Origin of the sequence: Clostridium thermarum (genome assembly GCF_006351925.1) — a bacterium.
In the GTDB taxonomy this organism is placed as follows: Bacteria; Bacillota; Clostridia; order Clostridiales; family Clostridiaceae; genus Clostridium_AU; species Clostridium_AU thermarum.
This window is the reverse complement of the sequence record NZ_CP040924.1, coordinates 2342111-2366122: the sequence shown is the minus strand read 5'-3', so window position 1 is coordinate 2366122 and position 24012 is coordinate 2342111. Positions and strand designations below refer to the sequence as shown.

Here is a 24012-nt window from a genome sequence, read left to right as displayed (position 1 = left end):
AATAATTTACACAAACCTACATATGTTCTCAATTTTTATTTTTTTTGTTTATTCTATCTGCAGCTAATTTACCTGTAATAATACATGTAGGTGTTCCTGCTGGATTATATGACCATTGACCAACTTGATAAATATTGGGAATAGGTGTAAATATAGATTTATTTACTTTTTGCATTTTATGGACCACAGGAATAGTAGATTCAAAAGACCAGCCTACAATAGCACCACCGGTACTTCCAACCCTTTTTTCCATGCTTATTGGAGTGAAAGAAAATTGTTTTTCAACTTTATTTTTTAGATCAGAGAATAAACTTTCTGAAATTACAGTTAATATATTGTTTTCAATTTCCTTTATAAACTCTTCATACCAACCAGATTCTTTTATTTTGTAGAACAATTCAGCCTCCATAAGCACACTAATTATTAAACCCGTTTTGCCTTCTGGAGCTAGATTAGTATCTTTTAAAACTGGTATTGAGATTTCATATGTATTGTACTTTAGGAAATTTTCTAGCCATGAAAGAATTTCTTTTTTATCTGTTGTTTTCCAATTTTGCAACATATCTTTAAGTTGGCTTTTATGAATTCCTCCAAGTCCTTTTCTTGATGGCGTATAGAATAGATGTCCATTAGAATAACGTTTAAAATAAGATGGTGGTAAATCTACTTCTAAATAAAGAGAGAATACAGATTCACTAGGTCTACCTTTATCTATATTTGCTTTTGATTTTTGAAATCTTTGTATTATTTTTGAACCTAAATTACCTAAATTAGTTATGTTATAAAAAGTTTTTAAGTCAGCTGCCCAAATAAGGTTTTTATAGTAGTATTTATTGTTGTTATTATCAAGAACATATTGTTTGTCTGCATAGATTTCCTTAATAAAAGTATTAGTAATTATTTCTCCTTTATATTCTAATATTTTTTCTATTAATGCATCTACAAGCCTTCCTGTTCCACCTTTTGGATAAACATAGCTACTATACAATGAAAAATAGCTTAATGCAAAAAAAGTTGGTGTATCTTTAAAAAAGTGTTGTGAAATAATATCTATTAGTGATGGATTTTTAATAAACTCTTGAAGATATTTATCGCATGGTTTTGATAGTTTTTCAATTTTTTTCATTGCATATAGAAACTTTGGTAGCCAGGGTAAAAGCTCTGTAAAAAGATATTTTTTATCTTTCTTAACATCTTTAAATATTGGGTTATCAATTCCATAAATAATATCAATTAATTTCATAATTTTAATCATAACTTCAATAAATTTATCTATATCTTCGACACTGTCTGGATAGAAACTTACTAGTAAGTCCCTATAATCCTTAACAGAATTGATTCCTTCAATGCTAATAATTTTATCTTCAACCCCAAGTGAAACCTTACTTTCCAAAACTTGAATTTCTAGATTCAATTCTTTTAACATTGATAATACAACTGCCAAAATTGCTCTTACTCCAGCGTCAAAAACAAAACCATCTCTTTCAAAAGAATTTACTAGTCCACCAAGTTCGTTATTTTTTTCAACAAGTAAAATTTTTTTTCCCGATTTAGACAGAAAAACTGCAGATGTAAGTCCTGCAAGACATCCACCTACAATTATTGAATCATATCTTTTTTCTTCCATACTATCCCCCCAAGTTCCCCATTTTCAAACTTAAGTTCCATAAAATTTTTGCATTTTCTTTATCTAATGCAGGAGGTGCCGGTTCCTCTATTGATGTTAAATTAAAAAATTTACCACTTAATGTCTCTATATCTTTATTAACCCCCAAGTAATATATGGCCTCTGCTGCAATTGAAACAGGCTTTAAAGTTTTATCTAATAAATTTTTTTTAAACCACTTATATATTGCACCATTATCTTGTCCAGTAGATGTTTTTACAGCTCCTGGATGCATTGCATTAATAGTTACACCAGAACCATTAAAATATTCTGCGAACTGAATCATAGATAAAAGTTGTGCCAGCTTTGCTGTGCCATAGCTTTTTAAACCAGTGTAGTGTCTCTTTGAAAAGTCCATGTCATCAAAACGAATTCCCCATGCCGCAAAACGATGCCCTTCTGAATTTACTAATATAATTCTACATTTCCCTTGAGATTTAAGTTTATCTTTTAATGTGTAATTTATAATAAATGATGAAAGATAGTTCACCATGAAGACTTTTTCGATTCCTTCAGAAGTTAGTTGACGTTTTGTAAGATAAATACCAGCATTGTGAACAATTATATCAATTGGTTTATCAATTTTTAAAAGCATGTTAGCTACTTTATGTGTATCATCTATACTACTAAAATCTGCTAAAATATAATCGCAACTAACTTTGTAGTTACTTTCAATTTCATGTTTTAACATTTCAGACTTATCTTTGTTTCTATTTATGCAAATCATATTTGCACCTTTAGAGGCAAATTTTTTAGCAGTAGCATAACCAATACCTGATGTAGCACCAGTTATTACAACCAGCTTATCTTTATATTCATCATGGCAAATTTCAGGACTTTTAGTATTGTTTTTTATCATAGACATGACATTAGAAATTTGATATTCTTTAAAATATTTTTTGAATTTTATTCCATTATTTTTCATTAATATCACCCAAATTTCCTCTTCATAAATTTTCTGTATTGTTTACCCCAATAAGGAATATTATCAAATATGTCTCCCCACAAGTCATAATAGTCTCTCTGTTCAATAATTTTACCTTTATCATTTGTTGTTAATCTTGAAAGACCATATAATTTAGAACTAGGATACTTTTTATAGCTAATGGTCATTTCCCATTCTAGAAATATGTCATTTCCATTTTGAACAACTTTCACCAATTTCATATTTAAATCTTTTGAGCGTTTTGTAAGCCTTTCAGTCATTTTCTTAAATTCATCTATGCCTTTTATTTCCTGAATTGAATCTCTAAAGTAAATATCATCATCGTAATAAGGTAAAATATGTGACCAATCAGGTTTACCATCCGTGCTATAAGTTTTTGTCCAAAGCTCTTTAACTATTTCGAGGGTAAGTTTAAAATCTTTTTTAATTTTTTGTTCTTCCATATACTATCCTCGCTTTCAATCATAAGTATTTAGTTAATCTTTTAGATTACCATGATCTATATTTGTTAAATATAAACTAAGGTATAGATATTCTAAATATAAATATTAACTTAAATCACTACCGTTTAATCTTTGATTAAAATTTCCATTGACAGATGCGTAGCATCTATATGCTTGTATTATTACCATAAATTTAGACGTGAAAATAGCCAGTAACCTTTGTTTTAAAATAATCACCACAACTACAAAAAACAAAGGAGGTTACTGACTATCGTGGTTGATTATATCAGATTATTTGATAAACTTTGGGAAATTGAACTCTTTTTCAAATGGATTAAGCAAAACCTAAAATTCAATCTTGGAGATTTATGATAAAGCCATATTTTCATGGGAGAGACTATTTAAACCTATTAATTGATGACAATATCATCTATATTATCCAATGTATTCTATTTAAAATTGGTGTAGTCTATCCTTTTCTTATGGAATAATTTTACTCTGTAAAATTTGCTAAGATAGCAGCATGGTCTTCAAAAAGTCAATGGTAATTATTTATAATGATTAAACACTAGTGAACTTAAATATAAACTTAAAAAACTACGTATATAATTATATCTTGTCCAGTTTCCCGTTTAAAGTTTAGATAAATTATATAAGATTTTACCTAGTTGATGAGTTTCTCAATATTACACTTTTAAACTATTAATTATATTATCTTTAAACATATGAATATTGTACACGAAATTAAGTTATTTTTCAAATTATTACGAAAATAAAAAAGTACTAGGCACTAAATCATTTAAGAAAATATTTTGCACAAATAATTCTTCCAAAACAACTCAGTTACTATTTAAGGATTATTCCAAGGTTTTACTAACAATGATAAAGTACCGCAAGGTGCTCTTTTTTTATCACAATAATCTTCCGGCGAAACTGGAAATTGTGTAGGATAAAAAAGTAATAGCACCCTCAATATGTACAGACAGACATAAATCTATATGAGATATATGAGAGTGCTCCAACCAAGCAAAATGATAATTTTACCTTCGCAGTAATAACCGGCCCTGTGGATGCCTGCAAAACCACAGTATTAAGATGTATCCGTGAGGAACTGAATCACCAAATTTATTTTCATATGTATTCAATGTCACCGCTGAGTGTGATATTTGTAGGACAGGCTGAGCTCAGACAACGACTTAAATTAAAGACATTGGGGGTTATGACCCAGAGAGTCATGATAAACTATCATCTTGACGGTTTGGACGGGAACGGCACAGAAGACTATATCCTTACACATCTTAAAAGTTGCAGCAGTGGGAACACCTCTGTTTACTGATGAAGCTATAAGCGAGGTATTTCAGTATACCGGAGGAATACCAAGATTTAGTATTTGCTAAATTTTAATCTAATAGCCAGTAATATTATTAACTGAACGTTAAAAAAATGTTATTTCATTGAATTGGTTATAAAGTAATGATGAAATATGTCGAAAATAAAAATGTAATTTAAAATAACCATTAATATTTACAGGAGGTTAATAATGAAATTGCTAAAAATTAGAAGTGTAAGGCTGTTTATACTAATATCAATGCTTCCAATCTTTATTATATCAATGATATTACTAACAATTATAAGTTATAATTCAGGCAAAACGATTATAAGCAGAGAAATAGACTATAAAATGAATGCGAACATTGATTCAATAGTTAAGGATATAGATAAAAGTCTTTCTAGACATGCTAAAATTGTTGAGTCCCTTGCAAAAGCAGTAGAGTCTTCAGGGTCAGTAATGAACAAGGAAAATTATGAAAAAATTCTAAAAGGTGTTTTATCTACAAATGATGAAAGCTTCGGGGCTGGGATTTGGTTTGAACCAAATAAATATAAAGATGGTATAAAGTATTTCGGACCCTATGTTTACAGAGACGGGGGAAATATTATTTATACTGAAGAATATAGCAGCGAAGCCTATGATTATTTAAAATATGATTGGTATAAAAATGGTAAAAACATTACTTCGGGTGTTGCATGGTCAGATGCATATTATGATGAGGTTGCAAATATAACAATGATAACTGCAACAGTACCACTTTTCGACATCAATAAAAACTTTATAGGGGTGACAACTGGAGATATTAGTCTAAATAGCATCCAAAACTTAATTGGAAATATAAGGATAGGAATTACGGGGAGAGCATTTTTAATCGATAAAAATGGAACTTATATTGCCCATAAAGATTCAAACAAAATAATGAACAAAAAAATTGTAGATGAAACCAATTCTGATTTTTCATCCAAAGCTTCTGCTATGCTTACAAATAAGGATGGTAATTTTACTTATAAATTAAATAATGAGAGCTATAGAGTATATTATAAAGGTATACCTCAAACAAACTGGATTATTGCCCTTACAATATCAGAGAAAGAACTTTTTTCACCTGTAACACAGCTTCTTAGAAATCTTATAATAGTAATAACCCTTGCATCATCTTGTGTGATTTTAATATTATTTTTATTCAGTAGATACCTAACTAAAAATATTAAAAAAGTAAATGAACTTGCACTTTCTATTTCACAGGGAAGTCTTTTAAATAATATAGATGTTAAAACTCAAGACGAGATTGGACAGATGGGAAATCATCTGAACAATATGACAGATAAACTCAAAGATATTATAAAAACTATAACGGAGGGATCTGAGCTGGTAGTTTCTACTTCAGAGGAGCTTACAGCAAGTGCTGAGCAAACTCAGATTGCTGCAGAACAAATATCAGATTCAATTCAGAACCTTGCCGCAGATTCCGAAAAACAGCTTGATATATCATCAAAGGCAGTAAAAATTGTAACAGAAATATCAAAAGGAATAGAAGAAGTTACAAATAACCTTACAATTATTGCTGAAAGTTCACTAAATACCTATGATAAAGCGGAAAAAGGGAATATTGTTATTAAGGATACAATAGACAAAATGGATAATATAAATAAAAAGGTTACCGCTACAAATGATGCAATAACTGAGCTGGGTAAAAAATCTAGTGAAATTGGGCAGATAATTTCGGTTATAACAGGAATTGCTGAACAGACAAACCTGCTATCTTTAAATGCAGCAATAGAGGCTGCAAGAGCTGGAGAGCATGGAAAGGGTTTTGCAGTTGTTGCTGATGAGGTTAGAAAACTGGCAGAACAGTCAGCAAATGCAGCAAAAAGAATCAGCTCTATTATAAATGAAATACAAGAAAACATATATACTTCTATTGAATCCATGGATGAGGGTACAAGTGCAGTAAAGGAAGGAATAGACATGGCTTATAAAGCGGGAAATTCCTTCAATGAAATTCTAACTTCGGTAGATGATGTTTCTAAAAAAATGCAAGATGCTTCAAGTATTTCACAGCAAATCTATGTGGCATCCCAGGAGATGGTAAAATATATTCAAAATATGAATAATATAATTGAACAATCTTCACATAGTATTGAAAATGTAGCAGCATCATCACAGGAACAATCAGCAATAATGAAAGAGGTATCTGATGCAGCCCAATCTCTTACTGATATAGCACTTAAGCTTCAGGAAAGTATCAATTTTTTTAAATTTTAAAAGGGAGCATAGGGAGCATCCATAGATTTGATTTACACAAATCTATGAATGCTCCCTAAAATGATTTATCATTCTAAAATCATTACCGGGCTTTTTATTCTAATTTATCAATTTCTATCAGCAACACACCATGGAGTGGAATTGAATCATTCAATACAAGCTGATTTGTCACAGTATATATAGAATCAGGATAGATTTCTTCTGGAGCACCCATCTTCAGTCATGCATCAAAAGAGGAACCGGACTGACGGTTTAACCTGGAACGTTTTATCCTATAGCTCCCGCTGTTTAAAGTGAGAATTGCATTCAAATCCTGGAAACGAGAAGCAATTGATAGGGAAATATGTAGAGGCATATCGATTAGTGACGATATCTGGCTTGAAAAGAAGTTTGTTATGTAGTAATATATAAGCAAGTATACGATTTCGTAACTTATTATTAATGTATGTATAAGCAGCGGAGAAAATTATGAAAAACTAAGGGGGATTCACATGAAAATTAAATTTTGGAAGGACAAGTTTGGCAGCAAAAAGAAAGCTTTAACAACTGCGGAAATGCCCCGGAAAAGTAAAAGGTATATAGGGATAAACTCAATAAATTTGAGAACGAAACTATATGTGAGTTATACTCTGCTAATTATCTGCATGATTATAACTAGTTTGGTGGCAATATTAAATATCAGAAAAATTAATGTACAATCCAAGTTAATGTACGAGCATAACTTAAAGAGTATAGATGCACTGCACAGTATTAGAGAGTATTTATTTTTAGATATAAATGCAGCTAATGAACTAGGCAGATATGAAGATGTATCTACTTTTGAATCCTTTAAGAGCAATACAGAAAAAATAGATGAGCAAATAAGTCAGTTTCAGACTATTGCTAATACAAAAGTAAACCAAAATTTACTGGAGCAGCTAACAACCCAATACAGTTCATATGAAGATATGAAAAATACTTTTATTAAGGCTTATGAGAAAAAAGATAAAAGTAAAGAGATTGTATCAACCATGTTGAATGGTGTTGCTAATAAAATTGATATGGTTTTAGAGGCATTGATTAAATATAACCGAGAGCAGGCAGACCTAGCCAGTAAGAAAAATGAGGAAGTATTTAACAGTGCTATTAAATTATCTGCCAGCATATTGATTGCTACAATAATATTATCAATTTTAATATCTATTATAATTACAGCAAATCTCGGCTCACAAGTGAAGAAGATCCTTGCTTATGCAAATATATTAAAGAATAAGGACTTGAGCATTGATATTGAGGTAAACGGAAGAGATGAATTTTCTAAAATATCCAGAGCTTTGATAGAAACTAAAGATAGTATAAAAGCCATCATAAATAATGTAACCGATATGTCTCATAATATTGGAGCTGGCAGTGAAGAGCTGTCTGCAACCATTGAGGAAATATCTTCAAGAATGGATGAAGTAAATTCAAACACTGAAGTAATAGTACAGGGGACTAAAGGATTAAGTGACTTGACAGAGGAAGTAACCGTATCCACAATGAACTCCAGCAACACAATAAATAGTCTGTCTGAGAAGGCACAAGCGGGTAACAAGATAGCCAAAGACATTGAAAAGCGTGCGTTTGAAATAAAGAATAAGACTGATGAATCCCTTAAGGTATCCGAAGAGCTGTATACTATAAATCAAGCAAAGATAACTGATGCCATAAATGAGGGAAAGATAGTTAATGAAGTTAGAATTATGGCCGAAACTATTGGCCAGATTGCGGAACAGACTAATCTGCTTTCCTTGAATGCAGCCATTGAAGCTGCTAGGGCTGGAGAACATGGAAGGGGGTTTGCAGTTGTTGCAGATGAAGTAAGAAAGCTTGCAGATCAGTCATCAAGCACAGTAACACAAATACAGAATATAGTTATACGTGTACAAGCTGCCTTTGATAATCTGTCAAAAGCTGCTACTGATGTGTTAAAGTATGTAAAGGAAAACGTTAGGCCGGATTATACTTATTTCGTAGAGGCAAGTAATGAATATGCCAAAGATGCTGAACTCATCAGCAAAGTTTCAAATGATATTGCCAACTCAGCTGTGGAAGTAGCTGAGGCAATGAAGCAAATTGGAGTTGCAATGCAGAGGGTTTCTGCAACCACCCAGGAAGACCTTGATAATTCTGAAAGCATATCAATAAGCATAGCAGAGACGGCAAGGGCACTAGAGGAAATTGCCAAGACAGCGACTAACCAGGCTCAAATGTCTGAAGAAATGAGCAGGATAATCGGAGAATTTAAATTGGTTTGATTCTTAGTTCCTTAGAATTGTCCAAATAAAACATAAGATAGTTTGAAGAGTTATTACTAAAAAGTAAGTTTCTAAAAAATGAGAAAGCAGTTTTTCCTGTGTAAGAAGGTTGAAAAAGGCATTAGCAAAGGTACTTTTTCTAATAGAAATGTTTACCAGCTGTGTCTTATATTCCCATATGGAGATTACATGGATGCAAGGCTGGGAAATATAAAACTTTGAGAGAACTAGCTCATATGCCATTCTTCTCCGTGTCATGGGAGGTGCTGGATGAACTAGACAAGAAATTAGAAAAGATAAAGGTCACTGCAGACTAAGCTTATAATATGGTAAAAATTGATTGAAATCAAATATAAGAGTATAATTAATGCTAACTTCATTCATCAAATGTAAGGAGGCAACTATGAAAAGTATATTGCAGATTTATAACATTAAAACAGCAGAAAGACGGGTTGTTAAGGTGTTTGATTATCACATTGAAGCACCTAACTGGACAATGGACGGGAAGAACCTTGTATATAACTCCAATGGATATATATATTTGTTCAATTTAGAGAGTAAAGAATCAACACTTATTGATACAGGCAGATGTACAAGCTGTAATAACGACCATGTGTTGAGTTCAGATGGCAAACAGATAGCTATAAGCTCCGGTACTGATGACTTTGGAGCTTCCCGAATCTGGATCCTGCCCCTTGAAGGAGGAGAACCTCGCTTGGTAACAGAAATGACTCCAAGCTATCTGCACGGCTGGTCACCGGATGGAAAAACACTAGCCTACTGCGCTGAACGTAATGGAAATTATGATATTTATATTATACCGGCAGAAGGTGGAGAAGAAGTTCGTCTTACTACTGCAGAGGGTTTAGACGATGGTCCTGAATATTCACCGGACGGAAAGTATATTTGGTTTAATTCTGTGCGCAGTGGTCTTATGCAGATCTGGCGCATGAAAAACGACGGAACTGAGCAAACTCAAATGACGGATGATGAATTTAATAATTGGTTCCCACATATATCACCGGACGGAGAGAAAGTTGTCTTCATTTCTTATTATAAAGACCAGGTACAGCCGGGAGATCATCCTGCTAATAAAGATGTAAAGATAAGACTGATGTCAGCCAATGGCGGCAAAGTGGAGACATTGATGGATTTATTTGGTGGACAAGGAACTATGAATGTAAACTCATGGAATCCCAACAGTGAAGAATTTGCTTTTGTTTCATACGAGCTATAATGTTTGAAAATGGGCTGTCGCACTTATAAAAAGCGGCAGCTCTTGTTTTTATAAGGAGATGTTGCGTTTAAAATGAAAATCGCGTAACAACGCAATTTTTTATTGACATTTGTCTATTGAAAGAAGTTGCTCTCCAACTTCTTTCTCTTGCTCACTATTATCTGTGGAATAAATTGACAGGGGTTGTTTATAACTGTATTATGGTAATAAATAGTTTTATAAGGAGGAGTTAGTAATGGTAACCTGCAGAAACCTATTTGAAAATAAAAACATAGAAGTGGTGGAAGCCAAAGGCGACGTAAAAGTTCTTGAATACAAGAAGGATTTAAGTGTAACTTCCTCAAATGCCGTTGATGCATATTTTGCTTCGCAAATGAATGTGAGGAAGAGACAGGTATTGATCGAATTAAAGGGAAATGCCTATACAATAAGTGCCGGAGCTATGCAATGGACCGCAGGAGCAGTAAGCATGGTTGCGGATGTTAAGGGTTTAGGTGATTTATTTGGTAAGGCTTTGGCTTCAAAGGTAACAAAGGAATCTGCAATTAAGCCAAAATATCAAGGTAACGGATTGCTGATGTTAGAACCCACTTATAAACACATTCTCCTTGAAGAGGTATCGGATTGGGCAGGGGGAATAGTACTGGATGATGGGCTCTTCTTGGCCTGTGACTCTAGAATACGACAAAGTGTAGTTGCCAGAACAAATCTTTCTTCCGCAATATTAGGTAAGGAAGGCTTGTTTAATTTATGTCTGCAGGGCGCCGGAGTAGTGGTTCTGGAAAGTCCTGTACCGCGAAGTGAACTAATAGAGTTTGTTCTACAAAATGATGAAGTTAGAATCGATGGAAATTATGCTATCGCCTGGTCTAACTCCTTAGAGTTTAGGGTGGAAAAATCAAGTAAAAGTATGATTGGCTCAGCAGTGTCAGGAGAAGGCCTTGTTAATGTTTATAGGGGTACTGGAAGAATACTTATAGCTCCTGTATAATAATATAGACCAGTGAAAATAGCTCGGCTCATGTCGGGCTGTTTTTATTAATTGTTATTGACTTAAAAACTTTATCTTTGCTATAATAAAAATGATAACGGTAACAAAATGAATGGAACTTAATCTTTTATTTATTTTTTTATCTATTAATGATAGCGCTATCATTATGGAAGGAGGCTATGGTTTTGACTACTATGAAGGACGTTGCTAAGGCAGCGGGTGTATCTGTTATAACCGTATCAAGAGTAATAAACAGTCCTGAGTTAGTAAAAGAGAAAACAAGGGCAAGAGTTGAGAAAGCCATAGAGGAACTGGACTTTCTACCTAATCATGCTGCTAGAGCCTTGGCACAAAATAATACCAATTCAATTTATTTATATATCCCGCAAGAGTTAACCATATCCGATGTCTTTGTCATGCATCTGGTTGCCGGAGTAAGTGAGGAACTAAGCACTGCAGAATACTTTTTTCAAATAAAAAGGGATTTGAATTTTACAAGAAGATGCGATGGCGTAATTGTGATGGGACTGGAAACCAATGAAGATATAATAATCAACGAAAAAATAAAGGTTCCTTATGTAATTTTTGGCCAAACAGACCTCAATGTAGATACTGTAGATATTAACAACTACAAGGGAGCCTATATGATGACTGATTATCTTATATCTATGGGACACAAGCGAATAGGTTTCTTAAAGATAAATGAAGATAAGAGATTTACTTTTGATAGATTTGAAGGATACAAGAAAGCCTTAGAACATCATAACATTGAATTTAATGAATCTTTAGTGAGAGAGGTTCACAACAGAGAAGCGGATGGCTATGAAAAGTGTTTTCAACTTATAGTAGAACAAAAGCCAACAGCTATATTCTGCTCCAGTGATATCCTGGCTGTGGGAGCTATTAGAGCAGCAAAGGAATTAAATGTTAAGATTCCTGAGGAAATTTCCATAGCAGGCTTTGACGGCCTATTATTTGATCTAATAGCGGAGATACCCATGACAACAATAAGACAACCGGTTTTTGAAGCTGGCAAGAAGCTGGCAAATCTATTGTTAAAAAGGATAAAAAATCACAATGAGGCAACAGAGAACAGGCTGATAACACCTGAATTGATTATCCGAAACTCAGTAGCCAGATGCAATGAGTAGCATTAGTGATGAAAAGCATCTGAATATATAATTTCATAATCTATAACCAATAAGTATTTTAAATAAAGGAGAGATAAAAATGGCAGATGTAAAAGTAATTTTAACTTCTAAGAATACCAAAGACAGACTATCTGAAAAAGAAAGCTTAAGTTTTGAAAGAAAAGCCGGTGAAGCTGTTGATATCCAATTGGATCCCACTAAAACCTATCAAAGAATAATAGGCTTTGGAGGTGCCTTCACTGAAGCGGCAGCCTATACACTATCTAGAATGAGCGGGGACAAGAGACAAGAGGTTATAGAAAAATACTATGACAAGGAAAAAGGACTGGGCTACAGCATAGGCAGAGTACATATTCACAGCTGTGACTTTGCTTTAGAAAATTATACTTATGTAGAAGATAACGATGTTGAACTTAAGACCTTTGACATTTCAAGAGATAGGAAATGGGTACTTCCTCTTATAAAAGATGCTATGAAAATGAGAGGGGAGGAAATAAAAATACTTGCTTCCCCATGGAGTCCACCGGCTTGGATGAAGACAAATAAGGACATGAATCACGGAGGAAAACTATTACCGGAATACAGAGAAGTTTGGGCAAAATACTATACTAAGTTTATTAAAGCTTATGAAAAGGAAGGCATAAATATCTGGGCTATAACAGTACAAAATGAGCCGGCAGCTGTTCAAACTTGGGACTCCTGCATATATTCAGAGTTGGAAGAAAGAGATTTTGTTAGAGATTATCTTGGACCTACTATGCATAAAGAAGGGCTTCAAGATGTAAAAATTTTAATTTGGGATCACAACAGAGACATTATGATTGACAGAGTTGCAGGTGTAATGTCAGACCCTGAGGCTGCAAAGTATGTATGGGGAACCGGTTTCCACTGGTATGTAAGTGAAGCCTTTGAAAATGTAGGTAAGGTACATGAATTGTATCCGGACAAGCATCTTCTCTTTACAGAAGGCTGCCAAGAAGGTGGAGTTAAACTTGGAGAATGGTTTACTGGAGAAAGATATGCAAGAAATATCATCGGGGATTTAAATAACTGGACTGAGGGCTACTTGGACTGGAATATCGTTCTTGATGAAATAGGTGGTCCAAATCACGTTGGAAATTACTGCGATGCTCCAATTATTGCAGATACCAGAACCAATGAACTTATATACGAAAGTTCCTACTATTATATAGGTCACTTCAGTAAGTATATAAAGCCCGGTGCAGTAAGAATTGGCGTTACAAATACAAACCATAATCTTCTTGTAACCTCCTTCTTAAATGAGGATGGAACTATTGCTACAGTAGTTTCCAATGAAAAAGATATAGCAGTAGACTTTAAACTGGGTTATGGTGATAAAGTTTTAAACTTAAATCTGCAGCCACATTCAATTGGAACTTATATATTTAAAAATTAATAATTTAACAAGACTTCATAATGTGGTGAAGGGCATTATGAAGTTTTTACTATTAATAAGTGAAAGGAAAATAGAATGAGAAAGCTAGGTAAAGATGCTGTCATTTTTATATTTGTTCAAGCTTTATTTACTCTATCCACGGCACTGTCAGCTACCTTTGTAAATGTATATATGTGGAGATTAACTTCAGATGTGAAATATATAGTATTTCAAAATATTCTATCCAGCATAACAATAGTACTTATGTTTATCTCAGCAGGTTTTATATCAAGAAAGTCAGGTATAACCAGTTGTATAAGACTCGGAATACTTTTTAATCTGCTATTTTATATTGCTATATTGTTGCTTCGAGAAAAAACCAGTGATTATATTGTTTACTTGGGCGTACTATCCGGTGGTGCTGTGGGTTTTTACTACTACGGAATAAATACCTTGATTTATCACTATACAAATAGCTCAAATCGTCCCTATTATTTTGGGGTATCCGGGGCCTTGGCAGCAATAATGAGTACCATAGCACCTGTGATTTCTGGATACATAATTGTATCAAAGGAAAAACTGCAGGGATATTATGTGGTTTTTTTCATAAGTTTCATACTTTTTCTGGCAGCGGTACTACTGTCATATTGCCTAACTCAAATCAAAGAATTTGGTGAATACAAGGTGGTAAAAATACTGCTATCAAAAAAAGATAAGGCCTGGAAGAAATTGATGGCGGCTAAATTTCTTATGGGCTTTAGGGATGGGTCCTTTGGCCTGTTGCTTGGACTATTGGTATACATGATATTTCAAAATGAACTTAACATGGGGAAATTAACTACCGTTACATCTATTTTAAGCATCGGAGCTACATATATAATAGGACGTTTCTTAAACAAAAAGAACCAAAAGAAAATATTTCGAATAGGAGCATTAATTATCTTTTGTTCAACGTTAATATTGGTTATTTGGTCTAATTTTATCGGAGTTGTTGCAAATTCATTGTTGAACGCTCTGTTTACTTGCCTTTGGACTATTCCATTTAACAGCATTATTTATGAATTAATTGATAAAACATCTCAAGGCAAAGGCAATGTTGGGGATTACATGTCGGCCTTGGAAGTACCGGTTGTTTTTGGAAGGGTAATAAGCTTACTGATCTTCTTAGCACTTAACTTATATTTTGATATGAGAATTGCTATTAGGATTGTATTACCACTGCTAAGCAGTACAATATTCTTTATGTATTTGATACTAACCTTCAAAAAAGGGGAAACTAAGCAAAAGGAGTCTAAATAGGACCCCTTTTTGCTATTTAATGAGTGCTTCACTGTCAACAAGGGAAATTTTATATGAAAAGTTAAATTAGTATTATTATAAAAATCTGAGAAATATACAAAAGTTAATTTGATAGGAATAGTAGAATTATAGTATGGCTATAAAGTGATGAAGTTAAATAATGGGAATATATAATCATAAGATAAACCTTCTGATTATATATTATACTGTAATGGGAAAGGCAGACCATAAGTAAGGCTGCCTTAAGTTAAGGGGGTATTTTATTATTGTTACCGCTTATAATGTTATGATTATAACCATAGCTATATTACTAATGTACTTGGTATATTCCATGGACATTAATATCATAAGTGGTATTGCTATGAACCTGATTTGCACAATAATTATACATATTATAGAAAGCTACATACTATTTTATATAAGTATGGCTGTATTGCTTATGACATCTTACCGGTACTATAACAAGAATATTAAGAAAAAAGAATTTAAAAGTTTTGGTCTTATTACAGCCATGAACATAATTAATATCTTGCTATCTGTTTTCATACTGGTCAGAGTCTTGGAATATCATCCTCACGCAGGGATTCATACTATAGAAATAATACCAATTGTATATATTTCTGTAGTATATGCAGTAGTTATCCTCTTCAGTCTGTCATTTAATAATTACCTATCAGTAGTAAGCAGAAAAATTGCAAGAGCCACAATCATAAAAATAATATTGGCTGTTATAGCCATGGTTCTGTTAATAATATTCGTGAATGCAGTTTTATACTACATGATACATAATTATCCCTCAAGCTTGTATTATGGTATCTTCGATGGCAATTTTCTAAAAGACCCCATCAGCTATTATTACAGATCCTCCAAAGCTTTTTCCGATTGCCTATGGTTTAGCGCCACAACTTTTTTCACAGTAGGCTACGGTGATATGCACCCAGTAGGCAATATAATGTATCTGCTCACTATGATGGAAATGGTGAGTGCTTATATACTGGGGATAATAATTGTGCCTATTGTGCTGTTTAAGGCTTCAGACAACTAAAATTATAATTTAATTCTTATGTTAAAAAACTGCGCTAAACGCAGTTTTTTGGTAGTTCAAGTATAGCCCCTCTGTTACCTGAGGTTACTAAAGCCGCATATCTGGCAAGGGCGCCGGAAGTGATCTTTGGCGGTCTTGGCTTCCAGTTGGCTCTTCTTCTTTTCAACTCTTCGTCACTTACAAGGAAATTAATGGTGTTGGCATCGATATCTATTTCAATTATATCTCCTTCTTCAACAAGTGCAATGTTGCCGCCTACTGCTGCTTCAGGTGAAACATGTCCTATGGATGCCCCTCTGCTGGCACCACTGAAGCGGCCGTCAGTTATAAGGGCAACAGTGCTTCCCAACCCTCTTCCTGCAATTGCAGAAGTGGGGTTAAGCATCTCTCTCATACCGGGACCACCCTTTGGACCTTCGTATCTGATTACTACAACATCTCCATCCACAATTTTACCAGAATTTATAGCCTCAAGGGCATCTTCTTCACAGTCAAATACTCTAGCAGGACCTCGATGCTTTAACATTTCCGGAACTACTGCAGAACGCTTAACTACGCAGGAATCTGGAGCAAGGTTACCTCTGAGCACTGCAATACCGCCTGTTTGGCTGTAAGGATTTTCTGCAGGTCTTATAACTTCAGGATTCTGGTTATAGCAGCCCTTTATATTTTCTGCAACAGTTTTCCCGGTGCAGGTGATTAAATCTGTCTTTAGGAGGCCAAGCTTGTCTATTTCTTTCATAACTGCATATATGCCACCGGCTTCATTTAAATCCTCCATGTAGGTGTTACCTGCTGGTGCCAGATGGCAGAGATTTGGAGTTTTTGCACTGATTTCGTTGGCCAAATCTATGTTTAGCTCTATACCTGCTTCATGGGCAATGGCAGGTAAATGCAGCATACTGTTTGTACTGCAGCCAAGAGCCATGTCCATTGTCAATGCATTTTTGAAGGCATCCAAGGTCATAATATCTCTTGGTTTTATGTCTTTTTCAAGCAGCTCCATAATCTTCATTCCAGTTTGTTTGGCAAGTTTTATTCTCTCAGAGTAAACCGCAGGAATTGTTCCGTTTCCCTTTAAGGCCATTCCCAAAACCTCTGTCAAACAATTCATACTGTTAGCAGTATACATGCCCGAGCAGGAACCACAAGTTGGACAAACTTTATTTTCGAACTCTTCCAACTTCTCATCAGTAATTTTACCGGCATTGTAAGCACCAACAGCCTCAAACATACTTGATAAGCTTGTCTTGCAGCCATCTACTTTTCCGGCCAGCATTGGTCCACCACTGACAAAAATTGTAGGAATGTTTACTCTGGCAGCTGCCATTAACAAACCAGGAACGTTTTTATCACAGTTTGGAACCATTACAAGAGCATCAAAAGCATGAGCCAAGGCCATGGCTTCTGTGGAATCAGCAATTAACTCTCTGGTGATCAGAGAATACTTCATACCTAAGTGCCCCATAGCAATACCGTCACAGACAGCAATAGCAGGAAAGACTATAGGAGTACCGCCGGCCATGGCAACCCCCATTTTAACAGCTTCCACAATCTTATCCAAGTTTATATGACCGGGTACAATATCATTTTGTGAACTTACGATACCTATCAGCGGTCGCTCCATTTCCTCCCTAGTCAGCCCCAAAGCATTCAACAGTGAACGATGTGGTGCACTCTTGCTTCCTTTTTTAATTGAATCACTTCTCATAAATAGCCCACCTCTTTATATATTTTTAAAATAATTGATATGATAACTTGTCAAGAATATTTTGAGTTGTCTAACAATATTGTATGTTGTATGATGTCTGTTGTCAATATACTGTTTTCCTATCCAATTGTCTATTGGCTGTAATTAATCATTATCAATACCCAGGCCTCTCATAGCATGGATGATGTGTAGTTTCATTGCAGTTTCAGCACCTATTGCATCACGGTTTGCAAGGAACTCCATAATCATCCTGTGATCCTCAATGGTTTCCTGTATCATCATAGGGTTTTCGTCTGATAAAATTACTCCCTTATAAATGGCCTTATAAATAATTGGCATAAGCTTATTCATAAATTCATTATGGGTAGCCTTTGCAATAGAGTTATGGAAGGCCTGCTCTACCTCTGTACGGTCTTCATTGTTTAGAATCTTTTTCTCTTCCAGATTTCCGTAGTAAAGTATCCGTTCTAACTCCTTATCAGTAGCGCGTTTAGCTGCATAGTAGGCTATTTTGGGCTCGAAAATGAGCCTCATTTCAAATAAGTCCTTTATATTGAGTCTTATATTGGAAAAGCCACTAAGATTAAAATCTTCGTCAAGGTCTATATTTTCTGAAATATAGGTGCCTTTACCGCGCTTAATTTCTAAAATATTATGAGCAGCTAATATACGGATTGCTTCTCGCAAGGTGGTTCTGCTTATGCGAAGCTCAGCTGACAACTCATTTTCATTAGGCAGCTTATCTCCCGGTGCAAATCTTTTGTCTATAGTAATCATTGCAAGAATATCATCTGCAACGGACTCAGCCAGCAGCTTATCTCTCTTAGCCATAACATCACTCCCATACTTTATAATTTTTAAGAATACAATATATAGGAATATTTTTCAAGTGATTAATAAGATTAAAGGCAAGGGAAATATGATTTTACAGAGGCTGCATTTGATGATATAATTTTTATAAATATAGTATTTTTTGTCATAAAAACTGTTGGGGGACAAATTATAAAATGAATATAATTAGAAATTCAGTTGGGTTTTTATATAAACATGCCATCTCAATATTACTAGTACTGATTTTACTTGCAAGTCTTACACTATATTGGCTGCGGACCGAAGATATTAAGCTGCCGGTTTCCAAGCCAAAATATCATTTTTATTTTATAGCTCAAAATTATGTAGATCCATTTTGGAACGAAGTAATAAGAGGGGTTGAAATTTCCGCAAAAGATAACGATGTGGTGGTAGAGGTTTATGCTCCACGTTTTAATGACCCGATGGAAGAAATAAAATATTTAGACATAGCTACTATTTCAAGGGTAGATGGCATTATTACTCATGTTTCAAATGCAATAGATTTTACGGAAACCATAAATAAGGCCTATGATAGACAAATACCTGTAATAACCTTTGAAAATGATGACAGCGAAAGTAAAAGAAATGCCTTTGTAGGCACAAACAGTTTTATAATCGGAAGAGAAGCGGCCAAGCTGATTGTAGAGGCTACAGGAGGAAAAGCCAACATAGCAATAATATCAAGTAACGATTTAAATCAGGGGTCAATGGAACATAACTTGAAGATGAATGGATTTATAAGCGCTCTGAGGGACTATCCAGATATGAAAATTATAAAAACTTATACTTCAAAAATGGGAATTTTGAGTGCAGAAGAAATAACACAAAAAATCATCGATTCAGAGGATAATATAAATGCCATATTTACTGTAAGTTCCGCAGATACCTTAGGGTGTGCCCAGTTTATTGTTGACAGAAACATGGTTGGAGATATTGTCTTAGTGGGTTATGGCGGTTCTGATGAAATATTACGCTACATAGATAAGGAAATAATTTTTGGAACAGTAGCCAGTAATCCATATAAGATGGGCTATGAAAGCTTGAAAACAATGGTGGACATAAAAAACGGTAAGTCAGTTCCTACTTTTATCGATACGGAAGTAAAAGTAATTTCAAAGGAAAATCTTGACAAGTTTATAAGGATAGATGAGGAAAAATAAGGAGGTATATAAGGCAGGTGATTGAAGTATGAATCGTGATATATTTAAGTTTTTTGGTATAAGAAAAAAACTGATTATGTACTTTCTTCTGACTATAGCATTATTGAGTGTAACAAGTGTTTATTCCTTTTATAATGCTAAAACAGTATTAAAAAACACTAACTATCTAATAACTGACTATGTGTACTTAAACAATCTGAAGGAAACCGTTAATGAAATGATGACTGCCCTTGAGAAATATTTGACCACACCCTCTTCTGATAGCTTAACAAGTTATTACAACTGCAGCAATCATCTAAATGAAATAACTAGGCAGATACCTAAAACTTTGGACTATGACTATGAAAAATTAGTGCTTAAAGACATAGGCTATATGCTGGATGAGCTAATGTCTGAAAGTGATAAGGCCATTCAGGCAAAGCGTGGAAGAATAAGCAGTAAGTATATAGCTCACTTTAATAGAACCCAAGAAATCAGTGATTATATTAAGTTATATGATACTAAGCTTTTAGATATCAAACTAAAGAGCGGGTCTGAGAAGGCTGAAAGTATAAATAAAAAGATGGAATTTATGAGCTACTTCAATGTACTCATAATAATTGCCACCATACTTGTAAACCTTTTTATAGCGATAATATCAACATATCGACTAACAAAGCCTTTGGCACAGCTCTCACATTCAGCAGAGAAAATTTCTGTAGGAGATTTTGATATAGAGCTGACACAAACCCACACCGGGGATGAAACTGACATTTTAGCCAGTGCCTTTATTAAGATGGCAAAAAGTATTAGGAATTATATAGATGAATTAAAGGAACATGCAGAAGTAGAAAAAAGGCTTAAGGAGCAAGAACTGAATAATTTGAAAATGAAAAGTTTGCTGAAGGAGGCAGAGCTAAAGTTCCTTCAATCACAAATTAACCCGCATTTTCTCTTCAATACTCTAAATGCGGCATCGCAGCTGGCAATGATAGAGGGGGCGGATAAATCCTCTGAGTTCATGGAAAATATAGCCCAGCTTTTCAGATATAATTTGAAAAATATAGAAGAGCTGGTGACCTTGAGAGAGGAAATTGAATATGTAAAGAACTATATGCAGGTTCTAAAAATACGCTTTGGAAGCAGAATAACCTTTTACAGTAACATAGATGAAAGCACTCTGGATGTGAAGATACCAAGGATTACCATACAACCCATCGTTGAAAATGCATACATTCACGGCTTGCAGGATTTAGAGAGAAACGGGGAAATTCATATGAATGTTAAAAATTCTGGTGACTCAGTTCACATCGAGATTATAGATAACGGCAAGGGCATGGACTCAGCGTGTATACAAGGTATACTGGGATCAGAACAGGAAGAAGTTACATTTCAAAAACATGTTAATGGCATAGGAATAAATAATGTTATACAGAGATTACAGTACCTTTTCAATATTGCGGATAAGCAGAAGTTGGTGAATATAGAAAGCGAGATTGGACAAGGCACCAAGGTGACCTTAATATTACCTCAAATAGTAAATCCTCAATAAAAGGAGGCGGATAGTATGTTAAAAATGTTAATAGCAGACGATGAATATCTAGTTTTAGAATCCTTAAAGATGATTATATCAAAAAACATAAAAGATATAGATATAGTCGGCACTGCCAGTTCCGGTAGAGAGGCTATAGAGAAGGCTTTGGGACTAAAACCGGATATAGTTTTTATCGATATCCATATGCCTGGTATTGATGGTATTGAAGCAATAAGACAAATAAAGCAGGTTAATAGTGATACGGTTTTTGTTATCCTTACAGCTTACGAGTACTTTGACTATGCAAAAGAGGCTTTAAATTTAGGTGTTTTTGAATATCTTTTAAAACCAATAAATAAAAATAAACTCATAGAAACCATTAACAATATTAGTGCTGAAATATATAAAAAGCGTGCTAATTTGATAAGAGAAATTGAACTTAGGGAGAGAATGAATAAGTTAATTCCATCATTGGAAGCACAATTTATATCGGACAAGCTGTTTGGCACAGGTATGTCAAAGGAGATGGAGTTTTATGAAAGCATCTTTGCAATGGATTTAAAACATGGATATGCTATGACGGTTCTATTTCATGATGCTGAGAATAAAAATAAGGAAGATAACTTAAAGTTGAATCAACAAAAGCAAAACTTTATGGAAGTTTTCACGGCTAAATTTAAATCAATCTGTCCATGCCTTATAGGAAGTCCGGTATCAGACAGAATTATTGTATATGTGCCCGCCGATGAAGAGGAGCCTGATGAATTCATTAGGATGAAATCCATTGACATTGGTAAGAGAGTTACTGAAAAGCTTAAAGGCTTGACAACTATAAAATATCATATAGGTATTGGCAGAAAATACGATATAGAAAATTTTGTAAAGTCCTGCAGTGAGGCATATATAGCAGCTTCTAAGACAAACGATCAAACAGTTACTCATATTGAAGATGCTGATTCTTCAGCAGGAGACATAGAAAGCTATCCTATCCACAAGGAAAGTGTATTTTCAAATTCCCTTCTTACTGCAAATATAAAGGAAGCAAAGGAAGTCTTTGAGGAAATATTTGTTTGGATGATCAATGCTCATGGAGAGGATATTGACAAAATTAAGTCCAAGCTAATAGATTTAATATTTCTTGCAGAAAAAACACTACCATATAAACTGAATGAGTTAGACAAGCTAAAAAATACCTATGTATTAAATATCTTAAAAATTAATGGCATCGATGAGTTAAGGGTACAGTTTAAAGCTTATCTTTCTGATTTAGGTCTCGAAATTCAAAAGCAAAAGAAAAGCGATGAGGAAGGTATTATTCCCGCTATAATAGAGTATGTTAACAGGAATTATGCTAATGATATCTCCTTAAATGATGTGGCTAAAAGTGTAAACTTAAGCTATCACTATTTTAGCAAGATATTTAAGGACGAGATGGGGAAAAGTTTTACCGATTATTTAACAGAATTGAGATTAGAAAAGTCAATGAAACTCTTGGCAAATCCAAACTTAAGTATAAAGGAAATTTGCCAAAAGATCGGCTATAATGACCCCAACTATTACTGCAAAACCTTTAAAAAGGTAACCGGAATGACGCCAACAGAATACAGAACATTTTTGAATATGGGAAGTGAGCGTATTGATTAAGGATAAGATGATTAAAAATTTCATTATAGCTATGCTTTTACTCATATTGGCTATACTGGTTTCTTTCATATTAAGAGACCTGAATATTCCTTCTTCCACTCTAGCTGATAATAATCTGGGTAACAACGGTACTAAAAAGAGAATAAAGATTGGATTTTCTCTTGGAACACTTAAGGAGGAGAGATGGATTAGGGATAGAGATATATTGATGGCAAAGGCTCAGGAATTAGGTGCAGAGATTATAGTTCAAAATGCCAATAATGACGATCAGGATCAGCTTAAACAGGTGAAGTACCTTTTAGATCAGAATATAGATGTGCTTATCTTCGTACCCAATGACCATTATAAGTCAGCTGCTGCTGTTGAGTTAGCTAAGCGTGAGGGTGTTCCTGTAATTTCCTATGATAGACTTGTGCTGAATGCAAATGTTGACCTGTATATCTCTTTTGATAACGTAAAGGTTGGTAAGCTTATGGCCAGTGCCATATTAGACAATATGAAGTCAGGTAATCTGCTTATAGTAAACGGTGCAAAGACAGATAATAACACAAGTATGATTAAAGAAGGCTATGACGAAATGCTTACCCCCTATATAGAAAGCGGTGAAATAAAGATATTATCGGAAGAATGGGCTCCAAACTGGCTTAAGGAGTATGCCTTCAAGGTAGTGGATTCCGCCCTGCAGGAAAATGTTAAAATAAATGCCATAATTGCCGGCAATGATAGCCTGGCAGAAGGTGTAATCGAAGCCTTATCAGAACATAGGCTGACAGGGAAGGTAACGGTTACAGGTATGGATGCAGATTTATGGGCCTGCCAGAGAATCGTAGAGGGTACCCAGTATATGACTATATACAAACCTATTGAAAAGCTGGCGGAGGCAACCATAGAGATGGCTATAAGATTAGTAGAAAATAAGCCTCTAAATATTGTGCAGACAATTAATAATGGTGCATATGATATACCGTATTATGTGCTGGAACCAATTGCTGTAAACAAAGAAAATATGGACAGCACTATAATAAGAGATGGCTTCCATCAAAAACATGAGGTTTATAGAAACTAGCAAATTGACCTTTTATAA

19 protein-coding genes are annotated in these 24012 nt (G+C 34.2%); 14 read left to right on the top strand and 5 right to left on the bottom strand.

The genetic code is table 11. From position 1 onward, the window contains the following. Positions 1-28: 28 nt before the first annotated feature. From FHY60_RS10660 to FHY60_RS10650, 3 genes are read right to left on the bottom strand one after another with little or no spacing between them, the layout of a single operon-like run. On the bottom strand, positions 29-1627 hold the full coding sequence (locus FHY60_RS10660; protein WP_139904945.1) for a phytoene desaturase family protein: 1599 nt from the start codon (positions 1625-1627) through the stop codon (positions 29-31). Between the two features lies 1 nt (position 1628). Continuing rightward, a complete protein-coding gene (locus FHY60_RS10655) occupies positions 1629-2591 on the bottom strand; it encodes an SDR family NAD(P)-dependent oxidoreductase (RefSeq protein WP_139904944.1) in 963 nt (320 codons plus the stop codon). Between the two features lie 5 nt (positions 2592-2596). Then, complete coding sequence (locus tag FHY60_RS10650; protein ID WP_139904943.1) at positions 2597-3055, bottom strand: nuclear transport factor 2 family protein; 459 nt, start codon at positions 3053-3055, stop codon at positions 2597-2599. A gap of 1250 nt (positions 3056-4305) precedes the next feature. On the opposite strand from FHY60_RS10650, the gene FHY60_RS17930 reads away from it, so the two are divergent. The 10 genes from FHY60_RS17930 to FHY60_RS10610 all read left to right on the top strand — a co-directional run bounded on the left by FHY60_RS17930 (position 4306) and on the right by FHY60_RS10610 (position 16048). Further along, positions 4306-4452: a hypothetical protein gene (locus tag FHY60_RS17930; protein WP_180375393.1), complete on the top strand. Its 147-nt coding sequence runs from the start codon at positions 4306-4308 to the stop codon at positions 4450-4452. Positions 4453-4595: 143 nt separating this feature from the next. Then, on the top strand, positions 4596-6653 hold the full coding sequence (locus FHY60_RS10645) for a methyl-accepting chemotaxis protein (protein ID WP_139904942.1): 2058 nt from the start codon (positions 4596-4598) through the stop codon (positions 6651-6653). A gap of 491 nt (positions 6654-7144) precedes the next feature. Further along, positions 7145-8929: a methyl-accepting chemotaxis protein gene (locus FHY60_RS10640; RefSeq protein ID WP_139904941.1), complete on the top strand. Its 1785-nt coding sequence runs from the start codon at positions 7145-7147 to the stop codon at positions 8927-8929. 78 nt (positions 8930-9007) lie between these two features. Further along, the gene (locus tag FHY60_RS17925) at positions 9008-9151 is read left to right on the top strand and encodes a hypothetical protein (RefSeq protein ID WP_180375392.1); all 144 of its coding nucleotides are present in this window, start codon (positions 9008-9010) and stop codon (positions 9149-9151) included. A gap of 181 nt (positions 9152-9332) precedes the next feature. Continuing rightward, complete coding sequence (locus FHY60_RS10635) at positions 9333-10166, top strand: TolB family protein (RefSeq protein ID WP_139904940.1); 834 nt, start codon at positions 9333-9335, stop codon at positions 10164-10166. Between the two features lie 235 nt (positions 10167-10401). Continuing rightward, positions 10402-11157, top strand: coding sequence for an AIM24 family protein (locus FHY60_RS10630; RefSeq protein WP_139904939.1), 756 nt, complete (start codon positions 10402-10404; stop codon positions 11155-11157). A 194-nt stretch (positions 11158-11351) separates the two neighbouring features. After that, positions 11352-12308 carry a LacI family DNA-binding transcriptional regulator gene (locus tag FHY60_RS10625; protein ID WP_243122282.1) on the top strand — a complete coding sequence of 319 codons (957 nt, stop codon included), beginning with the start codon at positions 11352-11354 and terminating at the stop codon, positions 12306-12308. A 79-nt stretch (positions 12309-12387) separates the two neighbouring features. Further along, entirely contained in the window at positions 12388-13725 is a 1338-nt protein-coding gene (locus tag FHY60_RS10620) for a glycoside hydrolase family 30 protein (protein ID WP_139904937.1), read from the top strand. A 75-nt stretch (positions 13726-13800) separates the two neighbouring features. Next, positions 13801-15003: an MFS transporter gene (locus FHY60_RS10615; RefSeq protein WP_139904936.1), complete on the top strand. Its 1203-nt coding sequence runs from the start codon at positions 13801-13803 to the stop codon at positions 15001-15003. A gap of 286 nt (positions 15004-15289) precedes the next feature. Beyond that, positions 15290-16048, top strand: a complete 759-nt coding sequence (locus tag FHY60_RS10610) for an ion channel (RefSeq protein ID WP_139904935.1) — start codon at positions 15290-15292, stop codon at positions 16046-16048. Between the two features lie 34 nt (positions 16049-16082). Here FHY60_RS10610 and ilvD read toward each other — a convergent pair whose 3' ends face one another. Next, positions 16083-17759 carry a dihydroxy-acid dehydratase gene (gene ilvD / locus FHY60_RS10605; RefSeq protein ID WP_139904934.1) on the bottom strand — a complete coding sequence of 559 codons (1677 nt, stop codon included), beginning with the start codon at positions 17757-17759 and terminating at the stop codon, positions 16083-16085. Between the two features lie 144 nt (positions 17760-17903). Then, complete coding sequence (locus tag FHY60_RS10600) at positions 17904-18590, bottom strand: FadR/GntR family transcriptional regulator (protein WP_139904933.1); 687 nt, start codon at positions 18588-18590, stop codon at positions 17904-17906. A 176-nt stretch (positions 18591-18766) separates the two neighbouring features. Between FHY60_RS10600 and FHY60_RS10595 the strand changes: the two genes are divergently transcribed. Genes FHY60_RS10595 through FHY60_RS10580 form a run of 4 tightly spaced genes read left to right on the top strand, consistent with a single transcriptional unit; the run spans position 18767 to position 23994 of the window. Then, positions 18767-19771, top strand: coding sequence for a substrate-binding domain-containing protein (locus tag FHY60_RS10595; RefSeq protein ID WP_139904932.1), 1005 nt, complete (start codon positions 18767-18769; stop codon positions 19769-19771). A 28-nt stretch (positions 19772-19799) separates the two neighbouring features. After that, a complete protein-coding gene (locus FHY60_RS10590) occupies positions 19800-21302 on the top strand; it encodes a sensor histidine kinase (protein WP_139904931.1) in 1503 nt (500 codons plus the stop codon). 15 nt (positions 21303-21317) lie between these two features. Further along, on the top strand, positions 21318-22928 hold the full coding sequence (locus FHY60_RS10585; RefSeq protein WP_139904930.1) for a response regulator transcription factor: 1611 nt from the start codon (positions 21318-21320) through the stop codon (positions 22926-22928). Further along, entirely contained in the window at positions 22921-23994 is a 1074-nt protein-coding gene (locus FHY60_RS10580) for a sugar ABC transporter substrate-binding protein (protein WP_243122134.1), read from the top strand. Before FHY60_RS10585 ends, FHY60_RS10580 begins: the two co-directional genes overlap by 8 nt. Positions 23995-24012 lie beyond the last annotated feature (18 nt).

Bases quoted from the DNA above. Each gene is read 5' to 3' on its own strand.
- FHY60_RS10650 (WP_139904943.1), bottom strand. From the start codon at position 3,055: ATGGAAGAACAAAAAATTAAAAAAGATTTTAAACTTACCCTCGAAATA.
- FHY60_RS10610 (WP_139904935.1), top strand. From the start codon at position 15,290: ATGATTATAACCATAGCTATATTACTAATGTACTTGGTATATTCCATG.
- FHY60_RS10595 (WP_139904932.1), top strand. From the start codon at position 18,767: ATGAATATAATTAGAAATTCAGTTGGGTTTTTATATAAACATGCCATC.
- FHY60_RS10640 (WP_139904941.1), top strand. From the start codon at position 7,145: ATGAAAATTAAATTTTGGAAGGACAAGTTTGGCAGCAAAAAGAAAGCT.
- FHY60_RS10625 (WP_243122282.1), top strand. From the start codon at position 11,352: ATGAAGGACGTTGCTAAGGCAGCGGGTGTATCTGTTATAACCGTATCA.
- FHY60_RS10620 (WP_139904937.1), top strand. From the start codon at position 12,388: ATGGCAGATGTAAAAGTAATTTTAACTTCTAAGAATACCAAAGACAGA.
- FHY60_RS10615 (WP_139904936.1), top strand. From the start codon at position 13,801: ATGAGAAAGCTAGGTAAAGATGCTGTCATTTTTATATTTGTTCAAGCT.
- FHY60_RS10600 (WP_139904933.1), bottom strand. From the start codon at position 18,590: ATGGCTAAGAGAGATAAGCTGCTGGCTGAGTCCGTTGCAGATGATATT.
- FHY60_RS10655 (WP_139904944.1), bottom strand. From the start codon at position 2,591: ATGAAAAATAATGGAATAAAATTCAAAAAATATTTTAAAGAATATCAA.
- FHY60_RS10645 (WP_139904942.1), top strand. From the start codon at position 4,596: ATGAAATTGCTAAAAATTAGAAGTGTAAGGCTGTTTATACTAATATCA.
- FHY60_RS10630 (WP_139904939.1), top strand. From the start codon at position 10,402: ATGGTAACCTGCAGAAACCTATTTGAAAATAAAAACATAGAAGTGGTG.
- FHY60_RS10590 (WP_139904931.1), top strand. From the start codon at position 19,800: ATGAATCGTGATATATTTAAGTTTTTTGGTATAAGAAAAAAACTGATT.
- FHY60_RS10635 (WP_139904940.1), top strand. From the start codon at position 9,333: ATGAAAAGTATATTGCAGATTTATAACATTAAAACAGCAGAAAGACGG.
- FHY60_RS10585 (WP_139904930.1), top strand. From the start codon at position 21,318: ATGTTAAAAATGTTAATAGCAGACGATGAATATCTAGTTTTAGAATCC.
- ilvD (WP_139904934.1), bottom strand. From the start codon at position 17,759: ATGAGAAGTGATTCAATTAAAAAAGGAAGCAAGAGTGCACCACATCGT.
- FHY60_RS10660 (WP_139904945.1), bottom strand. From the start codon at position 1,627: ATGGAAGAAAAAAGATATGATTCAATAATTGTAGGTGGATGTCTTGCA.
- FHY60_RS17925 (WP_180375392.1), top strand. From the start codon at position 9,008: ATGAGAAAGCAGTTTTTCCTGTGTAAGAAGGTTGAAAAAGGCATTAGC.